At 63.3% G+C, this 19,953-nt stretch carries 25 protein-coding genes; 10 read left to right on the forward strand and 15 right to left on the reverse strand.

Annotated elements, in window-relative coordinates; all coding sequences use genetic code 11:
* Positions 1–27: 27 nt before the first annotated feature.
* On the reverse strand, positions 28–2,259 hold the full coding sequence (purL, locus tag FJV83_RS06465; RefSeq protein ID WP_142884710.1) for a phosphoribosylformylglycinamidine synthase subunit PurL: 2,232 nt from the start codon (positions 2,257–2,259) through the stop codon (positions 28–30).
* A gap of 253 nt (positions 2,260–2,512) precedes the next feature.
* Here purL and FJV83_RS36350 point away from each other — a divergent pair, with 253 nt between their 5' ends.
* Positions 2,513–2,677: a hypothetical protein gene (locus tag FJV83_RS36350; RefSeq protein WP_179295895.1), complete on the forward strand. Its 165-nt coding sequence runs from the start codon at positions 2,513–2,515 to the stop codon at positions 2,675–2,677.
* A 15-nt stretch (positions 2,678–2,692) separates the two neighbouring features.
* Here the strand turns inward: FJV83_RS36350 and FJV83_RS06470 are convergent, their stop codons facing one another.
* Positions 2,693–4,105 carry a PLP-dependent aminotransferase family protein gene (locus tag FJV83_RS06470; RefSeq protein ID WP_095770357.1) on the reverse strand — a complete coding sequence of 471 codons (1,413 nt, stop codon included), beginning with the start codon at positions 4,103–4,105 and terminating at the stop codon, positions 2,693–2,695.
* A 93-nt stretch (positions 4,106–4,198) separates the two neighbouring features.
* On the opposite strand from FJV83_RS06470, the gene FJV83_RS06475 reads away from it, so the two are divergent.
* Positions 4,199–4,450 carry a DUF1127 domain-containing protein gene (locus FJV83_RS06475; RefSeq protein WP_142884709.1) on the forward strand — a complete coding sequence of 84 codons (252 nt, stop codon included), beginning with the start codon at positions 4,199–4,201 and terminating at the stop codon, positions 4,448–4,450.
* A 9-nt stretch (positions 4,451–4,459) separates the two neighbouring features.
* Here the strand turns inward: FJV83_RS06475 and FJV83_RS06480 are convergent, their stop codons facing one another.
* The 7 genes from FJV83_RS06480 to purC form a co-directional block, all read right to left on the reverse strand.
* On the reverse strand, positions 4,460–5,101 hold the full coding sequence (locus FJV83_RS06480) for a Pr6Pr family membrane protein (RefSeq protein ID WP_095770355.1): 642 nt from the start codon (positions 5,099–5,101) through the stop codon (positions 4,460–4,462).
* Position 5,102: 1 nt separating this feature from the next.
* Positions 5,103–5,510, reverse strand: a complete 408-nt coding sequence (locus FJV83_RS06485) for a hypothetical protein (protein ID WP_095788115.1) — start codon at positions 5,508–5,510, stop codon at positions 5,103–5,105.
* Positions 5,507–6,172, reverse strand: a complete 666-nt coding sequence (locus tag FJV83_RS06490) for a glutathione S-transferase family protein (RefSeq protein ID WP_142884708.1) — start codon at positions 6,170–6,172, stop codon at positions 5,507–5,509. Before FJV83_RS06490 ends, FJV83_RS06485 begins: the two co-directional genes overlap by 4 nt.
* Before the next feature lie 70 nt (positions 6,173–6,242).
* Entirely contained in the window at positions 6,243–6,911 is a 669-nt protein-coding gene (gene purQ / locus FJV83_RS06495; RefSeq protein WP_032930048.1) for a phosphoribosylformylglycinamidine synthase subunit PurQ, read from the reverse strand.
* The gene (locus FJV83_RS06500) at positions 6,908–7,162 is read right to left on the reverse strand and encodes a hypothetical protein (RefSeq protein ID WP_095770880.1); all 255 of its coding nucleotides are present in this window, start codon (positions 7,160–7,162) and stop codon (positions 6,908–6,910) included. Before FJV83_RS06500 ends, purQ begins: the two co-directional genes overlap by 4 nt.
* Positions 7,163–7,181: 19 nt before the next feature.
* A complete protein-coding gene (gene purS / locus FJV83_RS06505; RefSeq protein ID WP_095770879.1) occupies positions 7,182–7,424 on the reverse strand; it encodes a phosphoribosylformylglycinamidine synthase subunit PurS in 243 nt (80 codons plus the stop codon).
* 43 nt (positions 7,425–7,467) lie between these two features.
* Positions 7,468–8,262, reverse strand: a complete 795-nt coding sequence (gene purC, locus FJV83_RS06510; RefSeq protein WP_010909103.1) for a phosphoribosylaminoimidazolesuccinocarboxamide synthase — start codon at positions 8,260–8,262, stop codon at positions 7,468–7,470.
* Between the two features lie 275 nt (positions 8,263–8,537).
* On the opposite strand from purC, the gene FJV83_RS06515 reads away from it, so the two are divergent.
* Entirely contained in the window at positions 8,538–8,858 is a 321-nt protein-coding gene (locus FJV83_RS06515) for a DUF1476 domain-containing protein (RefSeq protein WP_095770351.1), read from the forward strand.
* Positions 8,859–9,025: 167 nt separating this feature from the next.
* Positions 9,026–9,799, forward strand: a complete 774-nt coding sequence (locus FJV83_RS06520; protein ID WP_142884707.1) for an HpcH/HpaI aldolase/citrate lyase family protein — start codon at positions 9,026–9,028, stop codon at positions 9,797–9,799.
* Positions 9,800–9,923: 124 nt separating this feature from the next.
* On the opposite strand, the gene FJV83_RS06525 is transcribed toward FJV83_RS06520, so the two are convergent.
* Positions 9,924–10,472: an alpha/beta hydrolase gene (locus tag FJV83_RS06525; protein ID WP_142884706.1), complete on the reverse strand. Its 549-nt coding sequence runs from the start codon at positions 10,470–10,472 to the stop codon at positions 9,924–9,926.
* A 245-nt stretch (positions 10,473–10,717) separates the two neighbouring features.
* On the opposite strand from FJV83_RS06525, the gene FJV83_RS06530 reads away from it, so the two are divergent.
* Positions 10,718–11,530 (forward strand): VOC family protein, encoded by an 813-nt coding sequence (locus tag FJV83_RS06530; RefSeq protein WP_095770878.1) that lies wholly within the window; start codon positions 10,718–10,720, stop codon positions 11,528–11,530.
* 47 nt (positions 11,531–11,577) lie between these two features.
* Here the strand turns inward: FJV83_RS06530 and purB are convergent, their stop codons facing one another.
* Genes purB through FJV83_RS06545 form a run of 3 tightly spaced genes read right to left on the reverse strand, consistent with a single transcriptional unit; the run spans position 11,578 to position 14,185 of the window.
* Entirely contained in the window at positions 11,578–12,885 is a 1,308-nt protein-coding gene (gene purB / locus FJV83_RS06535) for an adenylosuccinate lyase (protein ID WP_142884705.1), read from the reverse strand.
* 59 nt (positions 12,886–12,944) lie between these two features.
* Complete coding sequence (locus FJV83_RS06540; RefSeq protein WP_142884704.1) at positions 12,945–13,463, reverse strand: hypothetical protein; 519 nt, start codon at positions 13,461–13,463, stop codon at positions 12,945–12,947.
* The gene (locus tag FJV83_RS06545) at positions 13,460–14,185 is read right to left on the reverse strand and encodes a DUF2259 domain-containing protein (RefSeq protein ID WP_095770877.1); all 726 of its coding nucleotides are present in this window, start codon (positions 14,183–14,185) and stop codon (positions 13,460–13,462) included. Before FJV83_RS06545 ends, FJV83_RS06540 begins: the two co-directional genes overlap by 4 nt.
* 132 nt (positions 14,186–14,317) lie before the next feature.
* Here FJV83_RS06545 and FJV83_RS06550 point away from each other — a divergent pair, with 132 nt between their 5' ends.
* Positions 14,318–14,572 carry a DUF2171 domain-containing protein gene (locus FJV83_RS06550; RefSeq protein WP_142884703.1) on the forward strand — a complete coding sequence of 85 codons (255 nt, stop codon included), beginning with the start codon at positions 14,318–14,320 and terminating at the stop codon, positions 14,570–14,572.
* Between the two features lie 9 nt (positions 14,573–14,581).
* Here FJV83_RS06550 and FJV83_RS06555 read toward each other — a convergent pair whose 3' ends face one another.
* Both FJV83_RS06555 and FJV83_RS06560 read right to left on the reverse strand, forming a co-directional pair.
* On the reverse strand, positions 14,582–15,607 hold the full coding sequence (locus FJV83_RS06555; protein WP_142884702.1) for a P1 family peptidase: 1,026 nt from the start codon (positions 15,605–15,607) through the stop codon (positions 14,582–14,584).
* A complete protein-coding gene (locus tag FJV83_RS06560; RefSeq protein ID WP_142884701.1) occupies positions 15,607–16,674 on the reverse strand; it encodes an ABC transporter substrate-binding protein in 1,068 nt (355 codons plus the stop codon). The genes FJV83_RS06555 and FJV83_RS06560 overlap by 1 nt, the downstream gene beginning before the upstream one ends.
* 181 nt (positions 16,675–16,855) lie before the next feature.
* Between FJV83_RS06560 and FJV83_RS06565 the strand changes: the two genes are divergently transcribed.
* The 4 genes from FJV83_RS06565 to FJV83_RS06580 are packed head-to-tail and all read left to right on the forward strand — an operon-like array spanning position 16,856 to position 19,952.
* Entirely contained in the window at positions 16,856–17,383 is a 528-nt protein-coding gene (locus FJV83_RS06565) for a flavin reductase (protein ID WP_095791541.1), read from the forward strand.
* On the forward strand, positions 17,380–18,309 hold the full coding sequence (locus FJV83_RS06570; RefSeq protein WP_095770342.1) for a MoxR family ATPase: 930 nt from the start codon (positions 17,380–17,382) through the stop codon (positions 18,307–18,309). Before FJV83_RS06565 ends, FJV83_RS06570 begins: the two co-directional genes overlap by 4 nt.
* 4 nt (positions 18,310–18,313) lie before the next feature.
* On the forward strand, positions 18,314–19,564 hold the full coding sequence (locus FJV83_RS06575) for a VWA domain-containing protein (RefSeq protein ID WP_095791540.1): 1,251 nt from the start codon (positions 18,314–18,316) through the stop codon (positions 19,562–19,564).
* A 49-nt stretch (positions 19,565–19,613) separates the two neighbouring features.
* Positions 19,614–19,952 (forward strand): XdhC family protein, encoded by a 339-nt coding sequence (locus FJV83_RS06580; RefSeq protein WP_095770876.1) that lies wholly within the window; start codon positions 19,614–19,616, stop codon positions 19,950–19,952.
* The last annotated feature ends 1 nt before the right edge of the window (position 19,953 follow it).

Raw genomic sequence — 19,953 nt, forward strand, 5'->3', positions numbered from 1 at the left:
TTCCCACTTTTCGGGATCATGCTCTGCTCAACTGGCCTGGTCCATGAAGCGGGGGAACCAGCCTTCATGCGCGGCCTTCAGGTCGCTGAGCGGGATCGCCCGCGCCTCGCCAAGCTTCAGCGCATCGCCGCCGGTCGAGCCGATCCATGGCGCGAAGATGCCGAGTTCGCCCTGCTGCTTGCGGATGGCGTCCCATTCCTTGCCATGCGGGTCGATCGACAGCGTCAGCAGATAGCGGCCCTGATCCTCGCCGAACCAGACCGGGATCGGATCGGTGCCGACAAGGCCGGGAACGGTCGCGCCGATGCCCGACGCCATCGCCATTTCGGCCAGCGCTACGGCGATGCCGCCATCGGAAACGTCATGCGCGGCGGTGACGATGCCGGAGGCGATCAGCGAGCGCACATGGTCGCCGACGCGCTTCTCATGCGCGAGATCGACCGGCGGCGGCGGCCCGTCGGTGCGGCCATGGATGTCCCTGAGGTAGACGGACTGGCCAAGATGCGTGCCCCAGGAGGCAGGCGCGCCGACCAGCAGGATCATTTGGCCCTCGGCCGCAAAGCCGGTGCGCACCATCTTCGACCAGTCGGCGATGAGGCCGACGCCGCCGATGGTCGGTGTCGGCAGGATGCCCTGGCCGTTGGTCTCGTTGTAGAGCGAGACATTGCCCGACACGATCGGGAAGCCGAGCGCGCGGCAGGCGTCGCCAATGCCCTTCACCGCGCCGACCAACTGGCCCATGATCTCGGGCCGTTCCGGGTTGCCGAAATTGAGGTTGTCGGTGGCCGCCAGCGGCAGTGCGCCGGTGGCGGTCAGGTTGCGCCAGCACTCGGCCACGGCCTGCTTGCCGCCCTCATAGGGATCGGCTTCGCAATAGCGCGGCGTCACGTCAGACGAAAAGGCGAGCGCCTTGGTCGCATGGCCTTCCACCCGCACCACGCCGGCATCGCCGCCGGGAAGCTGCAGTGAATTGCCCTGGATCAGCGTGTCATACTGCTCCCAGACCCAGCGGCGCGACGACAGGTCCGGCCCGCCGAGCAGCTTCAGCAGCGCATCGGCAACATCGGCCTGCGGAATGTCGTTGGCGGCGAGCGGTGCGGGCTTCTTCGGCTCGATCCAGGGGCGGTCATATTCCGGCGCCTTGTCGCCGAGATCCTTGATCGGCAGATCGGCGACCTGGTCGCCCTGATGCAGCACGCGGAAGCGCAGATCGTCGGTGGTCTTGCCGACAATGGCAAAGTCGAGGCCCCATTTGTGGAAGATCGCCTCGGCCTCCTTTTCCTTCTCGGGCCGCAGCACCATCAGCATGCGCTCCTGGCTTTCCGACAGCATCATCTCATAGGCGCTCATGCGCTCCTCGCGCACCGGCACCTTGTCGAGATCGAGCTCGATGCCCAGGTCGCCCTTGGCGCCCATCTCGACCGCCGAACAGGTGAGGCCGGCCGCACCCATGTCCTGGATGGCGATGACGGCGCCCGAGGCCATCAGTTCGAGGCAGGCTTCGAGCAGGCACTTTTCGGTGAAGGGATCGCCGACCTGCACGGTCGGGCGCTTCTCGTCGATCTTGTCGTCGAATTCGGCCGAGGCCATGGTGGCGCCGCCGACGCCGTCGCGGCCGGTCTTGGCGCCGAGATAAACGACCGGCAGGCCTACGCCCTTGGCCTCCGACAGGAAGATGGCATTGGTCTTGGCGAGGCCGGCGGCAAAGGCGTTGACCAAAATGTTGCCGTTGTAGCGGGCGTCGAAATTGACCTCACCGCCGACTGTCGGCACGCCGAAGGAATTGCCGTAGCCGCCGACGCCCGAAACCACGCCGGCGACGAGATGCCTGGTCTTGGGGTGATCGGGCGCGCCGAAGCGCAGTGCATTCATCGCCGCGATCGGCCGTGCGCCCATGGTGAAGACGTCGCGCAAAATGCCGCCGACGCCGGTCGCCGCGCCCTGGTAGGGCTCGATGAAAGAGGGGTGGTTGTGGCTTTCCATCTTGAAGACGACGCAGTCGCCGTCCCCGATGTCGACCACGCCGGCATTCTCGCCTGGCCCCTGGATGACCTGCGGTCCGGTGGTGGGCAGCGTGCGCAGCCACTTCTTCGAGGATTTGTAGGAGCAGTGCTCGTTCCACATCGCCGAGAAGATGCCGAGCTCGGTAAAGCTCGGTTCGCGCCCGACGAGGTCCAGGATGCGCTGATATTCGTCTGGCTTCAGCCCATGCGCGGCGATGAGCTGTGGGGTGATCGGCACGGAATTGGAAATGGTCATGGGCGGTGATTTATGTCCATGGAGCGGGGATTTTGAGTCCCCTCTTATCGCAAGCTTTGCGGCCGATACACCCGTCGATGAGCGAAAAAGACAGAAAGCAACAAGGTGACGGTCGGCGTAGTCCGCACCGGGAGCTTTCAGGCGCCCGTCGCGCCAGCGGTGATCCGCGAGGTCACCGTGAGGAATGCAAAGCCGCATGGGAACGCTATGGCATCCCGGCCGTTGGGTTCCAACCCTTCAGGAGATCAGGACCATGGCTACCAAGCAGAACAAGAAAGACAATCGCCTCTCGGACAAGGAGGCTCTTCATCTCGCCGAAACCACAGACGTTTCGCCCGGACAGGCGAAGGAAATGGCCGAGAAGCACGGCAAGGACAAGGCCAAGGAGGAAGCCAAAAACTTCAAGGCCGAGGGCTGATCTGATTCAGGTTTCTCACGAAAAGCTGTCGTAGCCGGCGCGGCCTTCGTCGAGGAGACGGCGGATGACGGCAACGCCGTCGGCGACATCGCTGCGCTGCCTCGGCTGCGAGGTGCCGAAGCGGACACCGTGAAAGACCTGTTCGGAGCGGCCGGCCTTGAACTCGTCCTCGTCGTCGATCAGCACGCCGTGTTCGAGACAGGCATTCTTGAATGTGCCGGAAAGCCATGGGTCGGGCAAAGTCAGCCAGACAAAGGGCACCTTGTCGTGTGACTTGAACGCGAAGCCGGCCAAGGTCTCGCGCACGATCGCGATACGGGCGCTGATTTCGGCGATGCTGCGCTTGCGGATATCGCTGGCCTGACCGGAGAGCACCAGCCTCGTATTCACCTCCGCCAGCAGGAAGGGCATGCCGCCGGTGATCATCTTGTGGGCGACACGGATCCGGTGGCGATAGGCGGGAGGGCAGGAGAGCCAGCCGCCGCGGATACCGGCCGCTACCGATTTCGACAGACCGCCGGCGACGATGGTTCTCTCTGGGGCATATTCAGCAAGCAACGGTGTCGGATCGTCCGTCAGGTGGCCGTAAAGATCATCCTCGATCAGGATGACGTTGTATTCGCGCGCGACACGCGCGATCGCCTCGCGGCGCGCTGCGGACAGTGTCGTCAAGGTCGGATTCTGCGCCGTCGGCATCAGGAAGATCATCCTCGGATGCTTTTGCGCGCAGACGCGTTCGAAATCGGCAGGGTCGAGGCCTTCGTCATCCGAGGCCACCAGTGCCGTGCGCCGGCCGATCAGCCCGGCGCTGCGCGAGATCTGCGAATAGGTGAGGTGTTCGAAGGCGACATAGTCGCCCGGCGTGGTGAGTGCGGCGATCGCCGCCATCACCGCGGCATGGGTGCCGAGCGTCGGAACGATGCTGTCGGCGGCCGGGCGGAAGGTGTTTCTCGACAGCCAGCGGGCGCCGGCTTCGTACCAGCGGCCAGGAAAATCACGCGTGTAGCTCGAGATTTCATGGGGATGATCCTGCGCGGTGCGCGACAGCACATCGGCGATATCAGTGCCCTGGCCGACATCGGGTGCCGCCGTGCTGTCGAAACGCAGTTTGTCCTGAGGCGCATCGACATAGCGCGTGCCTTCCACGCTGACGTCGGGCGCCTCCGGTTTCACGCCTTCGGCGCGCCGGCCAAGCACATAGGTTCCACGCCCGACTTCGCCGCTCACCAGCCCGCGCTCACGCAGCAACTGGTAGGCCCGGCCGACCGTACCGACCGTGGTGCCGATGTCATAGGCGAGGTCGCGCTGGGGTGGCAGTTTTGTTCCGGCGCCGATCACGCCCTGGTCGATGCCCGCCTCAACGGAGTCCGCGAGGCGTTGATAGAGGGGTCCGGCGCCGCCGGTCAGATCTGGAAGCCAATTTGTCATGGTGACAATTTTCTATATTGCACCGAATTATGAGTCAATACATATCAATCGGGCGCCAAAAGGGGTGCAATTGAGAGTCTTGGCAGAAAGAAAATGGATACAATCGCGACAATCCGTCATCCCAGAACCGCATTTCCAGGCGAGGCGCTGCGCCCGTCAGGCCAGCGAGGCTTTGTCGGCCGTCTGGTGCGTCTGGTTAGCTCGCTGGCACGATGGATCGGCCATTTGCTGGAGCGCCGGCGCGGCCGGCTGGCTTTGCTGGAGATGACCGACGATCAGCTCAAGGATATCGGTATCTCCCGCTGCGATGCCCACCGCGAGGGCATCAGGCGCTTTTGGGAATAGAGGCCATTCTTAACGGACCGGTTTGGCCTCGCGATGGCCGATGCCGCGATCGATAAAAGCGGCAATGATCGAGATCACCAGGAACAGCGCGGTGATGGCCAAGGCCGCAATGGCGACGCTGGCGGCGCCGTTCTTGGCGACATCGAGGAAGGGGTAGGGCACTTCGCCCGCGATCGGTGCCCGTACCAGCGCATAGGCGAGATAGGCGATGGGATAGAGCATCCACCAGGAAATGTCGCTCCACCTCGTTCTGCCGTCGGCCCCTGCTGCCAGCCACCACAGCACGAACAGCACTGGCGTCACATAGTGCAGCAGCACATCGCAGAGCAGGAACAGGCCTTGCGGCTGCCAGAGCCGTGCCAGAACGGTGGCATAGACCATGAAGACGACGGTGATCGAAACCGCAACACCCGCACGCATCTGCGGCACGGCGAAGGCCGGCAGCCAGGCATAGCCGGTGGATGACAGCAGGGATGTGTACACCAGCACGGCGCCAACGTTGGTCAGGATGGTGAAGAAGCTGAAGTAGAACACGATAGAGCCGAGCAGGCTGCGGCCGGCCTCCATCGATGCCGGAACGGTGATGCAGAACTGCAGGACGAGGCCGGCCAGGCCGATGGCCAGACCCACCACCTGCAGGAAGCGGCCCATGTCAGGCGGTCGCGGCGCAGGCCGGATTGCCCGTCTGCCAGCGGGCAATGTCCGAGCCGATGCGTGCGCCGAGCGGGTTGTTCATCAGCGGTCCGAACACGTCGACACGGCTCGAATTGCCTTGCGCCTGCACGACCAGCAGCGGCTTGCCGCCATAATGCTTGGCCGGCACCAAAAGGAAACGCGGCGTGCCGCTGAACGAGTTCAGTTCATTGGCCATCTGATATTGCTTGAAGGCCGGGTCCTTGCTGGCGATCCAGCATTTGTGGGCTGCGATCGCCACTTGTTCCATGGCCAGCAGCGCCGCACTTTTGCCCGACGGCACAGGCGTGCTCTTCGGGCTCGACTGGCAGGACGCCAGGGCTAAGCCTGCGGCTGCGACGAGAACGATCGTCTTGCTCTTGATCAAGCGGCACCCATCTCGAGTTCGGACAGAAAGATCTTCAAGCCGTCGGTCATCTCGCCCCAGACCCGCGACAAGGCCGGATGCTGCGAGGCGATCTGCTCATAGGCATCGAATTTGGGATAGGCGTCGAGCAAGTCGTGGCGGCCCGTCATGGCGCGGAAATTGTTGAAGATGAACCGGGTCGGCGTCAGCCAGGCGTCGGCAAAGCTGATGTCGTTGCCGAGCGCGAAGGGGCCTTGCGCCATGCGCGCCTCGATCGCCGCCAGTCCGTGATGCAGACGGGCGAACTGGGCATCGATCTCGGCATTGTTGCGCTTCGGCACGAAATGAAGCTCGAAAAGCTTCATGGTCGGCGTCAGCACGTCGAGATCGGTGATGCGGGCGAACATGCGCACCAGCGCGCGGTCCTTGGAATCAGGCGGCAGCAGCGCCGGTTCGGGAAACCGCTCCTCGAGATATTCGGCGATGACCACCGATTCGAGGATCGTCTCGCCCGAGCCGGTGATCAGCACCGGAATCCGGTTCAGTGGCGAAATGGCGCGAAACGCTTCGGGGATTGGAAAACCCGGCGGCGGCGCGATGATCTTGAGCGGCACGTCCTTGATATAGGCAAGCGCCCGCACGATCGACGAATAGGGCGACAACGGCCGCGAATAGAGTTTCATGACCGTCTCTCTCCCCAGAGCAATGGACCCGATGTCCCTATGAATTTAACCGCGTTCGCCGCCGAGATCGTCAAGCGGCGATACCGAGCGCGCCTTCGAACAGCGCCCGGCCGTCGCTGCCGCCATGGGCGGCTTCGATCAGGTTTTCCGGATGCGGCATCAGGCCAAGCACATTGCCTTGTTCGTTGATGATGCCGGCAATGTCGTTGATCGAGCCATTGGGGTTGGTACCCTCGGCATAGCGGAACACCACCTGGCCTTCGCCTTCGAGGCGGGCAAGGGTTTCGGCGTCGGCGAAGTAATTGCCGTCATGATGCGCCACCGGCGAGCGGATGATCTGGCCCGGCTGGTAACGGCGGGTGAACATGGTGTTGGCGTTGGTGATCTCGAGCTTGATCTGCCGGCAGACGAACTTCAGCGAGGTGTTGCGCATGAGCGCCCCCGGCAGCAGGCCGGCCTCGACCAGGATCTGAAAACCGTTGCAGACGCCGATGACCGTGACGCCCTTGGCGGCCTTTTCGGCGACGGCCCGCATCACCGGCATGCGCGCCGCGATCGCGCCGCAGCGCAGATAGTCGCCGAAGGAGAAGCCGCCTGGAATGGCGATCAGGTCGACGTCAGGGATTTCAGTGTCGGTCTGCCAGACGGTAACCGGCGGTTTTCCCGAAATCTTGGTCAGCGCCGCGATCATGTCGCGGTCGCGGTTGAGGCCAGGCAGGAGGACGACGGCAGATTTCATTTTGGTTCGTAAGGCCTCTGGGCTTCGGCTAGTTCGCGCAGGTCGAGACGGCGTTCGATATGTTCGAGCCGATCATCCTGGCGAGCGAGCACACCATAGATGTTTTTCACGTCACTTTCAGTGGCTATGAGATGACCTCGAATGGAACCAAGCTCGGATTTCACCTCTCCGAGCGTCAAGTCCATCCTGTCTAACCGAGACTGGATGGACTTGAGGGTTTCAAATATCAAGCTGCCATCGATCTCGGCCACCAACCCCTCCGACACAACCTCAGGTTATGGCCACACTATAATTCTCAATCACCGTATTCGCCAGCAGCTTGTCGCACATAGCTTTCAGATCGGCTTCGGCCTTGGCCTTGTCGCCTTCCGCCAGTTCGACGTCAAACACCTTGCCCTGCCGTACCGCGCCGACGCCGTCGAAGCCCAGACCGGACAGCGCGTGTTCGATCGCCTTGCCTTGCGGGTCGAGGACGCCGTTCTTGAGGGTGACGGTAATGCGGGCCTTGATCACGCTGGACATGCTCCTGTTCTAAGTATCGGATCGCAAGCCGCTATCAGTGCGGCTTGCCTTTGACGACGTCGGTCGAGGCGACAAGCACCGGGCCGGTCGGGCGCGGCGGCTCGTTCTCGTTCATGATGCCGAGGCGGCGGGCGACTTCCTGGTAGGCTTCGACGAGGCCGCCCATGTCGCGGCGGAAACGGTCCTTGTCGAGCTTGTCCTGCGTTGCCACGTCCCACAGGCGGCAGGAGTCCGGCGAGATCTCGTCGGCGACGACGATGCGCATCATGTCGCCCTCGAACAGGCGGCCGCATTCGATCTTGAAGTCGACGAGCTGGATGCCGACGCCCATGAACAGCCCGGAGAGGAAATCGTTGACACGGATGGCGAGCGCCATCACGTCGTCGATCTCCTGCGGGCTTGCCCAGCCGAAGGCGGTGATGTGCTCTTCCGACACCATCGGATCGTCGAGCGCGTCGGCCTTGTAGTAGAATTCGATGATCGAGCGCGGCAGGACGGTGCCTTCCTCGATGCCGAGGCGCTTCGACAGCGAACCTGCGGCGACGTTGCGCACCACCACTTCGAGCGGGATAATCTCGACTTCCTTGATCAGCTGCTCGCGCATGTTGAGCCGGCGGATGAAGTGGGTCGGGATGCCCATGCGGTTCAAGTGGTTGAAGATGTGCTCGGAAATGCGGTTGTTGAGCACGCCCTTGCCGTCGACGACCTCGTGTTTCTTCTTGTTGAAAGCGGTCGCGTCATCCTTGAAGAACTGGATGAGCGTACCTGGCTCCGGTCCCTCATAGAGGATCTTGGCCTTGCCTTCATAAATGCGGCGGCGATTTTTCATCTGATTTTTTCTCTGGATTTGCGGGCAGGCGGCAAGCGACCAGTTCCTGTCCGTCTGCCTATATTAGTTGCGGCGACGGTTGGGTTCAATGCCGGGTCTATCCCAATCACACCGTTTGCTCAATCGGCAAATCCGTCCAATCAACCGCTTTCCGGACTGAAATGCCGCAGCGCAGCATATGACGAAGCGTATTGACCGGCTCGCGACGTTTTGGTTTGTGCTTTGGCAACACACATATCTCTGCCAACGAATCGCATTTGACCCGGAGGGACGCCATGAGCAGCATGAAAGATCGCGAAGAGGGCTTCGAGCGCAAATTTGTGTTCGACGAAGAGCTTCGGTTCAAGGCGTCGGCGCGCCGCAACAAGGCGCTCGGCCTGTGGGCCGCCGAAAAGCTCGGAAAGTCGGGTGCCGACGCCGATACCTATGCCAAGGAAGTCGTTGTTTCCGACATCGAGGAAGCCGGCGATCACGACGTGTTCCGCAAGATCCGTAAGGATTTCGATGCCGCCGGCGTCGACCAGTCGGACCATCAGATCCGCCGCACCATGGACGAACTGATGGCGCAGGCGATCGAGCAGATCAAGAACACCTGATCCAGGCCGACGCAGGGTTTCGCAAGAGTGTCCCGGTTTTGCGACGGAACCTGCGGCAAAAATGAATGACTGGACCAATCGACCGCCCGGCCAAGCCGGGCGGTTTTTCTTTGCCTTTGGCGTGGTTTCCGGCTGAAACTGCCGACATTAACGAGGAAGAAGACTAGATGTCCCTGAAGTCCCGCCTTGCCGCCGATGAAACGCTGGTCACCGCTTGGTCCGGCGTGCCGGATGCCCTGACCGTCGAGATCCTCGCCAAACAGGGCTTCGATGCCATCACGCTCGACATGCAGCATGGCGGTCATCACGAGGACAGCGTGCTGCGCGGTCTCTTGCCCGTGCTTGCCGCAAACAAGCCGGCGCTGGTGCGCATCCCCGTCGGCCGTTTCGACATGGCAAGCCGGGCGCTCGATTTCGGCGCCGAGGCGGTGATCGCGCCGATGGTGAATTCGGTGGCCGATGCAAAGCTGTTCGCCGCGGCGATGAAATATCCACCGCTCGGCGAGCGCTCGTGGGGCCCCACCTATGCCTTTCCGCGCCACGGCAAGGGCGACTATGCCGAATGGCTGCGCGACACCAATCAGCGCACCATGGCCTTTGCCATGGTCGAGACGCGCGCCGCGCTCGACGCGCTCGACAGCATTCTCGACACGCCCGGCATTGACGGCATCTTCCTCGGGCCGTCGGATTTCTCGATTGCCTGGACCAATGGCGCCACGGTCAGTTCGACGCTGGAGAGCATGATGGAGACGGTGGCGTCGGTGGCCGAGCGCACCCGCAAGGCCGGAAAACATGCCGCGATCTATGTCGTCGAACCAGCAATTGCCGGCCGTGTCGTCTCGATGGGCTATCGCCTGCTCGCCACCGGTTCCGAGCACGCGTTGATTTCATTGGGGGCAAGGACCCTGCTGAAGAGCATACAGGACTCGATCGGAGCCTGAACGCGAACCGGAGGAACTGCCGGCACGGCGCCGGGCGGTCAGGCGCTCGCGAGCCACCTTAAACTATTGTTTATCGGAGCTCGGCGGTTTCTTCGGGACTCTGTGCGCCGACTTTGGGTCTCAATCACAGATCCGTCAGGAACTTGGCGAAGGTCATCGAGCCTTCGGGCCAGGGGCCGAAGCCAGAATCCTGGTTGAGATGGCCGGTCTCGCCGGCATCGATGAACAGCGAACCCCAGGCGCCGGCTATGTCCTCGGCGACACCGAAGGCACAGAACGGGTCGTTGCGGCTGGCGATCACGATCGACGGAAAGGGCAGCGGCTCGCGCGGGTAGGGTCCGAAGGTCATCAGGTGCTTCGGCTTGATCCCAGGGTTGGCAACATCGGGCGGCGCCACGAAGAAGGCGCCGGCGACCGGTCTGACGAATTGCGGGATGGCCTGCACGGCCGCAGCCACCCCTAACGAGTGCGCGACGATGACCACAGGCCTCTCGGCCTCGTTGACCGCTTTGGCCACGCTCGCCGTCCAGTCCTCGCGGACCGGCTTCGACCATTCAGCCTGCTCGACGCGCCGCGCCGTCGACAGTTTCGATTGCCAGCGGGTTTGCCAGTGCTCCGGTCCGGAGTTGGTGTAGCCCGGGACGATCAGGATATCTGCATCTTTGACTTTCATGGAGCTGAGATAGCGAGCGTGATTGCCTCATGCAACCGTTGATGGACGCGCTTCTGCTCGTAATGGTGAACACCATGTTCGCTTTTCGCTGTCTTGTGTGAACGATCGCGATCGACGATCTGTCGTTAGGAGAGAAACAGCCGTGGAGGACCGGGATTTTGGCGCTGACACGACATACAATAATTGGCGGCGCCGGGCCCCTGGCATTGGGAGCTTCATCAAGCGTCGCCGCGATGGAGACCATGATGAGCGAACTGCCATTTGCCGCCACCACGCCGGTGAGCGTTGCCCGCGTCGGGCTGAAGGCGCGCGATGCTGAGAGCCTCGCTGCCTATTATCGCCGGGTTGTCGGCCTGCAGGAATTGAGCCGTGCCGATGGCGCGATCACGCTCGGCGCCGGCAGCCGTCCGTTGCTGGTCCTCGAGCCGGATGCTTCGGCCAAGCCGGACGATCCGCGCAGCGCCGGCCTGTTCCACACGGCTTTCCTGCTGCCCAGCCGTGCCGATCTCGGCCGCTGGATCAACCACGCCATATCAGACAAGATCGCCATCGAGGGCGCGTCCGACCATCTGGTCAGCGAAGCGCTTTACCTGACCGACCCCGAAGGCAACGGCATCGAGATCTATGCCGACCGCCGGCCGCAGGACTGGAAATGGAACGGCGACAAGATCGCCATGGCGACCGAGCGGCTCAACATTCCGGCTGTCGTCGGCGAAGTGCCGGCCGGCGATGCGGGGTGGCGAGGCGCGCCGGAAAACAGCATCGTCGGCCATGTCCATCTGCGTGTCGGCAGGCCGGAAGAGGCGGAAGCCTGGTGGAACCAGGAATTCGGCTTCGACACGGTGGCCAGATATGGCGGTCAGGCAGTGTTCCTGTCGTCAGGCCATTACCATCATCACATCGGCGCCAATGCCTGGCAGAGCGCCGGCGCCGGCCGTCGCGACCCGTCGCGCTCGGGCCTCGCCTGGGTCGAGATGCGTTCGGACAATGTGACCGGCGAAACGACGCGTGAGGATCCTTGGGGCACGGTGATCAGGACCGTTCCCGGAAAGGCGTGATCGGCGTCGGCACGGCTTCTTTCTCCCGTCTACGGGGTGAAGGAAGCTCAAGCCTCTTCAAACACCCGCCTGAAGATCGTGTCGACATGCTTGGTGTGGTAGCCCAGGTCGAATTTCTCACGGATTGCCGCCTCCGGCAGGGCAGCGGTGACTTCCTTGTCGGCCAAAAGTTCCTCAAGAAAATCAGCGCCTTGTTCCCACACCTTCATGGCGTTGCGCTGCACCAGCCGGTAGGAGTCCTCGCGCGACAGGCCTGCCTGCGTCAGCGCCAGCATGACGCGCTGCGAATGCACCAGGCCGCGGAACTTGTTCATGTTCTTCAGCATGTTCTCGGGATAGACGACCAGCTTGTCGACGACGCCGGTCAGCCGTGACAGCGCGAAATCCAGCGTCACCGTGGCATCCGGACCGATCATGCGCTCGACGGAGGAGTGCGAGATGTCGCGCTCGTGCCAGAGCGCCACATCCTCCATCGCCGGCAGCGCCATGGAGCGCACCATGCGGGCAAGGCCTGTGAGGTTTTCCGTCAGCACGGGGTTGCGCTTGTGCGGCATTGCCGACGAGCCTTTCTGGCCCGGCGAAAAATATTCCTCCGCTTCCAGCACCTCGGTGCGCTGCAGGTGCCGGATCTCGGTCGCCAGCCGCTCCATCGACGAGGCGATGACGCCGAGCGTGGCAAAGAACATGGCGTGGCGGTCGCGCGGGATCACTTGCGTCGACACCGGCTCCGGCTTCAGCCCGAGCTTTGCCGCGACATGCTCCTCGACATAGGGTTCGATGTTGGCGAAGGTGCCGACCGCCCCGGAAATGGCGCAGGTGGCGATGTCTTCGCGTGCGTGCACCAGCCGCTCGCGGCAGCGCGAGAATTCGGCATAGGCCTGCGCCAGCTTGATGCCGAAGGTTGTCGGCTCGGCATGGATGCCGTGGCTGCGGCCGATGGTAACGGTGTCCTTGTGTTCGAAGGCGCGGCGCTTGAGCGCGGCAAGCAGGCCGTCAATGTCGGCGAGCAGAATGTCGCTGGCGCGGGTAAGCTGGACGGCAAAGCAGGTGTCCAGGACATCCGAAGACGTCATGCCCTGGTGGATGAAACGCGCATCCGGTCCGACGAATTCGGCAAGATGTGTGAGGAAGGCGATGACGTCATGCTTGGTGACGCGTTCGATCTCGTCGATCTTCTCGACGTCGAATTTCGCGGCACCGCCCTTTTCCCAGATGGTCTTTGCCGCTTCCTTCGGGATGACGCCGAGTTCGGCCAGCGCGTCGCAGGCATGGGCCTCGATTTCGAACCAGATGCGAAACCGGGTTTCGGGCGACCAGATGGCAACCATTTCCGGCCGGGAATAGCGAGGGATCATCGGTCAGTCCTGATGTGTCGGAGGGTTAGCCCGCCTCCTAACAGAGACAGACAAAATGCTCAACGCTGCTGCTGTGCAAACCAGAGACTGGCGGCAAACAAGGCGATGAACCCAAGCGGAAAATAGAGCCTGATGCCCAGCACCATGAACTGGTAGGACGCCACCGCCATCGTGAAGGCGAGTTGAAACCCCCAGGTGAGGGTGAAGACCGGTGCATGCCATTCGGCATAGTATGACCGGTACTGCAAGGCATAGAGCCCGTCGGTCAGCCCGATCGTCGCGGCGGCAAGGCATACCATTGTCGCCGCGAAGGCTGCCTCCCGGCGCCTTCCCAGTGAGACCAGCCGTGCCACGAACAGGCCGACCGGAAAGGCGAGGGCGCCGCCGCCCGCAAACAGCAGCGATACGGTGCGGATTTTCTCCGGCGTCACCCAATCGTCCAGCAACAGGTTGATGAGCGCGCTCGTGCCCATGGTTGCGGCCCACAAGAACGAGCCGAAAAGCGTCGCGCGCCACCCTGGCAAGGCACGGCGGACGAAGTTCAGGTTGCGGCTGAGTATGGCGACGTGCGTACTCACAGGCGGCCGGTCACGGCGATCCAGCGGAAGTCCGGACCCTCGAAGCCATATTGGCGCACCGCGATCAGCACCGCATAGGCGCTGAGGCTATCCATGGAGAATGTCTGGACCGCACCGATGCGGTAACCGTTCGGGCAGCCGCGGCTTTTGGGGATCGACTTGTCCTCGTGCAGCAATTTGGTGGTGCCGCCATCCTGCGCCGCGACGCGCAGCAGCCGGAAGCCATTGATCTCGCCCTGGCTGTCGCAGCCTTCGGTGCTGTTCATGCCGATCTCGTCCAGCCGGAACTCGAGCGGTTGGTCGACCGGAGAGAAGATCGGCCGCGGATTGACCGCCATGCGGTGCGGATCGGCCGAAAGCTCGGTCACCGGGTTGAAACCGGCGGTGATGCCGCGATTGGCGCTCAGCTCGGCCTGGCTGACAATGGCCTCGCCCTTTTGCCGGGCCTGAAGGCGCGCCGCGTCCAGCTTGGCGTTCTCGTCGTCGAGCCGGACCCTGATCGGCGTGCCCTTGAGAAAGCTGTCGGTGCTGGTGTCGATGTAATAGCGGTTGGCATAGGGGAAGCCCGACCCGTCCTGGACTCCGTATTCCTCGAAGGCGAACACGCCGCCATCCTTGCTGAAGCCAAGGATTTCAAGATCGGCGACATCGCCGGCCTGGACGGCGATCGACGCGCCGAGCTGCGCGGCCAGGCAAACGGCAAACAGGAAAAGCACTCGCATCTTTTTCACTCCGGCAGCCGTGATCGTTGCAATCCCTAGCACGACGAAATCAAAACGTCGTGCGGGCCGAAAGCCGATGCATCCAATCGGCTCGTCAGTTGTTATTGTCGGCAGTCCCAATGGAGAACCACCATGACCGACACCAGCAAAATTCGTGAGCATATGGAAGTCGTCGGCGCCGATGGCGTGCATCTCGGCACTGTCGACAAGATCGACGGCCAGCGCATCAAGCTGACCAAGGCCGACAGCGGCGAGGGCGCTCACAAAGGTCATCACCACTACATTCCTCTGGCCCTGGTTGCAGAGGTCGATGGCAAGAAGGTGTGGCTGTCAGCGAATTCCGATGTGGCGGTGACGTTCGAGGAAGAAAAATCCGATCCGGTCTGATCGATCGATTCAGCCCAAACGCGACGACCAGACGGGAAACAGATCGTTGTCGGCTGGCGTCGCGGCAAACACGCCACGGCTGATGGCGCGCGCCATGGTGGCCCCGGCCGCGGCATAGAGGTCGATTGCCGCATCGGCCTCGAGCCGGATGCCGTTCGTCCCCGTCGCCAGTGCGAACACCAGGTCACCATCGGCCGGCGTGTGCGTCGGCCAGATGGCGCGCACGAAGCCGTCATGCGCCGACATTGCCAGGCGTTTCGCTGCGGCCTTGGTGAGAACCGCATCCGTCGCGATGACCGCGATGGTGGTGTTGCCGACGGTCTCCATCCGCGTGCCTACATGCTTGTCGCGGTATTTCAGCAAAATCTCCTTCGCATCGCCCGGCATGGGCGAGGGATAGCCGAGCCCGCCGAATTCGTCGCCGATTTCGAAGGGCGCCGCCCAGAAATGGCGGGTGCGCCCGACGGTCACCGATCCGGTCGGATTGACGGCGGCCAGCGCACCGATTGTAACGCCACTGTCCAGCAGCGTCGAAGCGGAGCCCAGGCCGCCCTTCAGCCCGGCGGTCAGCGCACCTGTGCCGGCACCGACCGTGCCGAGCTGGAAATCGGTGGCGGCGGATTGTGCTGCCTCATAGCCGAGATCGCGATATGGGGGGTAACGGCCCCATTCCTTGTCCCCACCATTGCGCAGGTCGAACAGGATCGCCGCCGGCACGATCGGCACGCGAAATCCGCCCACCTCGAAGCCGATGCCGCGCTCGCGCAACGCCGCCTGCACGCCGGACGCGGCATCGAGGCCGAAAGCCGAACCGCCCGACAGCACCACGGCGTGGATCGCCTCTATCGAATTGTGCGGTTCGAGCAGGTCCGTCTCGCGCGTGCCTGGCGCACCGCCCAGGATCTGGACACCGGCCACCGCCGGTTCGTCGCAAAGGATCGTCGTCACGCCGGATTTCAGCCGGGCGTCGGATGCATTGCCGACGCGCAGGCCGGCAACGTCGGTGATCAGATTGCGAGGACCGGTGCGGAACATCAATTGCTTTCCAAAGGCACGAAGCGCGCGCCGTCGAAGCGGAAGACGCGGTAGGGGCTCTGGCTGAGGTCGCCCTTGGCGTCAAAGCGGACCGGCCCGATCGCCGTGGTGAAATCATGCCCGCTCAGCACCTCGGTCAGCGGCTTGCCCGGGGACAAGGTCGATGCGGCCTTGGCGATCTCCACCGCCGCATAGGCCGGCAGCGTGTAGCCTTCCGGCACGATCTTTTGCGCGGAGAAGCTTTCCAGCGCCTTTGCGTCGGCGACATCGGCCCATTCGGGCGGCGCGATCATCAGCGTGCCCGTCGCATAGGCCACGTCTCCGGGCGGCGTGCGCAGATTTTCGCCGCCGGCAAAGACCATGCCGGCCTGTAGCTGTGCGGCATCGCGACCCATAATGGCGACGTCGTCGCCGTCGCCGCCGGCAAAGACATGCGTCGCGCCGGCCTTCTTCAGTCGACCGATCATTCCTATCTGGTTATCGAGTTGCGGCCGGAACGTGTCGACGAACACCGGCTTCAGCGCAGCTTGCTCGGCCGCCGCGCGAAATGTCTCGGCCATCTCGCGGCCATAGATGGTGCCGTCGTCGATAATGGCGAACAGCTCGTTCTGCCACAGACGGGTGAGGGTGGAGGCAACGGCGTTGCGCTCATCGTCGCCGCGGGGCCCCAGGCGATAGACCGGCCAGCCGGTTTTGGCGCGGCGATCGGTAAGGCTTTCGGTGCGCACGCCGACGGTGACGACCGGGATATTGGCGTCCTTGAGGATCGGCATCGCCGCCTCGATGGCTTCGGTGCATAGGAAGCCGATCACGACACTGACCCTGGCCGCGGCAAGAGCCCTGGCCGCGGCTGCACCGCCATCGGCGGTGCAGGCATCATCCTCGGTCTTGAGTTCGACGCCGTTTGCTTGCGCCGCGAGCCCGGCACCGACCTCGATCTGCTTGCCGAGGATGGCCGATGCTCCCGACAACGGAGCAGCAACGCCGATCGTCAGCGTCTGGGCGCTGGCGGCGCCGGCCAAGAACAGCCAGGCCAGCGCGGCGGATATCGTTGCCCCGGGTCGCATCCTGCCGAAGAGTTCCTCCCAAGCCCGCGATAACAGCGCGAGCGCCAATTCTCGCCAAGACCTAAAGGCTGCCCGGCCTTGGTGCAACACGCGAATTCGGGATATGGGCCAAGCACTTCGCTTGTGGCATGTCATGTCTGGCCATATATAGCGGTAGGGTTCTGGCTATGGACAATTTCCGGTGCTGAAGAAGAATGACATTGGACCGCAGGCCTATCGCGACGCGATGAGCCATTTTGCCGGCCACGTTCACGTGGTCACCACCGACGGGCCCGCCGGCAAGCGCGGCACGACGGTAATCGCTGCCTGCTCGGTGTCGGACACGCCGCCGACCATCCTGGTCTGTCTCAACCGCGAAAATGCCAAGAATGAGCTGTTCGTGAAAAACGGCCGGTTTGCCCTGAACACGCTGGCTTCGCATCAGGAACCGCTGTCGGTCGGCTTTTCCGGCATCACCGGCCTGCCGGTCGAGGAGCGTTTCGCGCTCGGCGAATGGGATGTGATCTCCACCGGCGCACCGACGCTGAAGGGGGCGCTGGCCGTGTTCGACTGCGAACTGATCGACACCAAGGACCTGGCCACGCATCGTGTGCTTTTTGGCAAGGTGACAGGCCTTCGCATGGGCGATAATTTGCGGCCGCTGATCTATCACGCCCGCGGCTACCATGTCCTGGACAGCGGAGCGGCGGCGTTCACGGAGAAAGAATGACCGAACTGAAACCGCGCCCCGTACCGCGGACGATCGACGAGACGCTCGATCTCCTGACCGGCGCGGACTATGTGGCGGATCGATCGCTGGCGACTGTGCTTTTCCTGTCGTTGCGCATGAACCGGCCATTGTTCCTCGAGGGCGAGGCCGGCGTCGGCAAGACCGAGATCGCCAAGGTGTTGGCGCAGGCGCTTGGCCGCAGGCTGATCCGCCTGCAGTGCTATGAAGGGCTTGACGTTTCGTCTGCTGTCTACGAGTGGAATTACGCCGCGCAGATGATCGAGATCCGCATGGAGGAGGCGGCCGGCAAGGTCGACCGCTCCGCCATGGAGCGCAACGTCTTCTCGGAAAAATACCTGATCCGCCGACCGGTGCTCGATGCGTTGACTGGCAAGACGGGAGCGGCCCCGGTCTTCCTGATCGACGAACTTGACCGCACCGACGAAGCCTTCGAAGCGTTCCTGCTCGAAATCCTCTCCGACTACCAGGTGACGGTGCCCGAACTCGGCACCATCAAGGCGGAAGAACCGCCGATCGTCATCATCACCACCAACCGCACCCGCGAGATCCACGACGCGCTGAAGCGGCGCTGCCTGTATCACTGGGTCGATTATCCCAATGCCGAGCGCGAATTGGAGATCGTGCGCCGCAAGGTGCCGCGGGCCAACCAGCGGCTTTCGGCGGAGGTGGTCTCCTTCATCCAGAAACTGCGCCAGATCGAATTGTTCAAGGTGCCGGGAGTCGCCGAGACCATAGACTGGGCCGGCGCGCTGACCGAACTCGACAAGGTGGCGCTCGACCCGGAAACCGTGTCCGACACGATCGGCGTGCTGTTGAAATACCAGGACGACATTGCCCGCATCGGCACGGGCGAGGGCCGGCGCATCCTCGACGAGGTCAAGGCCGAGCTCGCGGCGGCGGAGTAACGCGATGAAGGCGCCGCGTTCCGACTCCAAAGAGGCGACGGCGGGCGGACGCATCGCCGACAACATCATCTATTTCGCCCGCACCTTGCGCAAGGCTGGCATGCGGGTCGGGCCGGCCTCGGTCAAGGACGCCATCGAGGCGGTGCTGGCCGCCGGCATCGGCTCGCGTGACGATTTCTACTGGACGCTGCATGCCGTGCTGGTGTCCAGGCACGAGGATCACCCGGTCTTCGACGAGGCCTTCCGCCTGTTCTGGAAATCGCGCGAACTGATCGAGAAACTGCTGGCGATGTTTTCGCCCGTGGCGCCCGACGTCAGGGAGAAGCAGAAGCCGCGCGCGGCCGAGAACCGCGTCAGCCAGGCAATGTTCGAAGGCCATCAGAAAAACCAGCCACCGCAGGAGGTCCCTGAGATCGAGGTCGATGCCCGCTTCACCTTTTCCGGCAACGAGGTGTTGCGGGACAAGGACTTTGCCCAGATGAACGCTACCGAAATGGCGGACGCGAAGAAGGCGATCGCCGAGCTGCGGCTGCCTTTCGACATGGTGCGGACCCGGCGCTTCAAGGCGGATGCGCATGGCCGCCGCATCGACCCGCGCGCCATGATGCGCTCGGCCGCGCGCACCGGCGGCGAATTGATCCTGCCGAAATTCCGCTCGGCCCGTGAAGTCCACCCGCCGCTGGTGGTGCTGGCCGACATTTCCGGCTCGATGAGCCAGTACACGCGCATCTTCCTGCATTTTCTGCACGCGCTGACGGAAAAACGCCGCCGCGTCCACACCTTCGTCTTCGGCACGCGGCTGACCAATCTGACCCGGCAGATGCGCCACCGCGATCCCGATGCCGCCCTTGCCGATTGTTCGGCGGCGGTCAAGGACTGGTCCGGCGGCACACGCATTGGCGACACACTGGCCGAGTTCAACCTGATATGGTCGCGGCGCGTGCTGGGACAGGGCGCGGTCGTGCTTCTGATCACCGACGGGCTGGAGCGCGACGATGTCGCCGGCCTTTCGCAGGAGATGGAGCGGCTGCATAAATCCTGCCGGCGGCTGATCTGGTTGAACCCGTTGCTGCGCTTCGACGGTTTTCAGGCACGTGCTCGCGGCGTCAAGGCGATGCTGCCGCATGTCGATGAATTCCGCTCGGTACACAATCTCGATGCGCTCGCCGACCTCTGCGCGTCGCTGGACAAGAAGTCGGCACAGTCCGTCGATCCGCGGCGATGGATGGAAGCTGGCGCGAGGCACGCCGCATAGCCATATGTTTCCCGGCCCCCTGGAAAAACAGACCCTGAGAGAAGCAACGATGAACGACAGTCATTATCTCGATGAGGCCCGCGATCCGCTGATCATCGCGGAAGGTTGGATGAAGGATGGCAAGGATGTCGCCATTGCCACCGTGGTCGAGACCTGGGGTTCGGCGCCGAGGCCTGTCGGCAGCCATCTGGTCATCGACGCCGAAGGCAATTTTCACGGCTCGGTCTCGGGCGGCTGCGTCGAGGGCGCGGTGGTGACCGAGGCGATCGACGTCATCGGCTCCGGCAAGGCCAGGATGCTCGAATTCGGCGTCGCCGACGAAACCGCCTGGCAGGTCGGCCTGTCCTGCGGCGGCCGCATCAAGGTGTATGTCGAGCGGTTGGGCTGAT

It is taken from the genome of Mesorhizobium sp. WSM4307 (genome assembly GCF_007003945.1).
GTDB lineage: Bacteria > Pseudomonadota > Alphaproteobacteria > Rhizobiales > Rhizobiaceae > Mesorhizobium.

What these genes read in the sequence shown, in the direction of transcription:
- FJV83_RS06570 (WP_095770342.1), top strand. Translation starts at nt 17,380, where the DNA reads ATGACCGAACTGAAACCGCGCCCCGTACCGCGGACGATCGACGAGACG.
- FJV83_RS06470 (WP_095770357.1), bottom strand. Translation starts at nt 4,105, where the DNA reads ATGACAAATTGGCTTCCAGATCTGACCGGCGGCGCCGGACCCCTCTAT.
- FJV83_RS06515 (WP_095770351.1), top strand. Translation starts at nt 8,538, where the DNA reads ATGAGCAGCATGAAAGATCGCGAAGAGGGCTTCGAGCGCAAATTTGTG.
- FJV83_RS06490 (WP_142884708.1), bottom strand. Translation starts at nt 6,172, where the DNA reads ATGAAACTCTATTCGCGGCCGTTGTCGCCCTATTCGTCGATCGTGCGG.
- purB (WP_142884705.1), bottom strand. Translation starts at nt 12,885, where the DNA reads ATGATCCCTCGCTATTCCCGGCCGGAAATGGTTGCCATCTGGTCGCCC.
- purL (WP_142884710.1), bottom strand. Translation starts at nt 2,259, where the DNA reads ATGACCATTTCCAATTCCGTGCCGATCACCCCACAGCTCATCGCCGCG.
- FJV83_RS06530 (WP_095770878.1), top strand. Translation starts at nt 10,718, where the DNA reads ATGAGCGAACTGCCATTTGCCGCCACCACGCCGGTGAGCGTTGCCCGC.
- FJV83_RS06545 (WP_095770877.1), bottom strand. Translation starts at nt 14,185, where the DNA reads ATGCGAGTGCTTTTCCTGTTTGCCGTTTGCCTGGCCGCGCAGCTCGGC.
- purQ (WP_032930048.1), bottom strand. Translation starts at nt 6,911, where the DNA reads ATGAAATCTGCCGTCGTCCTCCTGCCTGGCCTCAACCGCGACCGCGAC.
- FJV83_RS06475 (WP_142884709.1), top strand. Translation starts at nt 4,199, where the DNA reads ATGGATACAATCGCGACAATCCGTCATCCCAGAACCGCATTTCCAGGC.
- FJV83_RS06560 (WP_142884701.1), bottom strand. Translation starts at nt 16,674, where the DNA reads ATGCGACCCGGGGCAACGATATCCGCCGCGCTGGCCTGGCTGTTCTTG.
- FJV83_RS06555 (WP_142884702.1), bottom strand. Translation starts at nt 15,607, where the DNA reads ATGTTCCGCACCGGTCCTCGCAATCTGATCACCGACGTTGCCGGCCTG.
- FJV83_RS36350 (WP_179295895.1), top strand. Translation starts at nt 2,513, where the DNA reads ATGGCTACCAAGCAGAACAAGAAAGACAATCGCCTCTCGGACAAGGAG.
- FJV83_RS06575 (WP_095791540.1), top strand. Translation starts at nt 18,314, where the DNA reads ATGAAGGCGCCGCGTTCCGACTCCAAAGAGGCGACGGCGGGCGGACGC.
- FJV83_RS06525 (WP_142884706.1), bottom strand. Translation starts at nt 10,472, where the DNA reads ATGAAAGTCAAAGATGCAGATATCCTGATCGTCCCGGGCTACACCAAC.
- FJV83_RS06480 (WP_095770355.1), bottom strand. Translation starts at nt 5,101, where the DNA reads ATGGGCCGCTTCCTGCAGGTGGTGGGTCTGGCCATCGGCCTGGCCGGC.
- FJV83_RS06580 (WP_095770876.1), top strand. Translation starts at nt 19,614, where the DNA reads ATGAACGACAGTCATTATCTCGATGAGGCCCGCGATCCGCTGATCATC.
- purC (WP_010909103.1), bottom strand. Translation starts at nt 8,262, where the DNA reads ATGAAAAATCGCCGCCGCATTTATGAAGGCAAGGCCAAGATCCTCTAT.
- FJV83_RS06520 (WP_142884707.1), top strand. Translation starts at nt 9,026, where the DNA reads ATGTCCCTGAAGTCCCGCCTTGCCGCCGATGAAACGCTGGTCACCGCT.
- FJV83_RS06550 (WP_142884703.1), top strand. Translation starts at nt 14,318, where the DNA reads ATGACCGACACCAGCAAAATTCGTGAGCATATGGAAGTCGTCGGCGCC.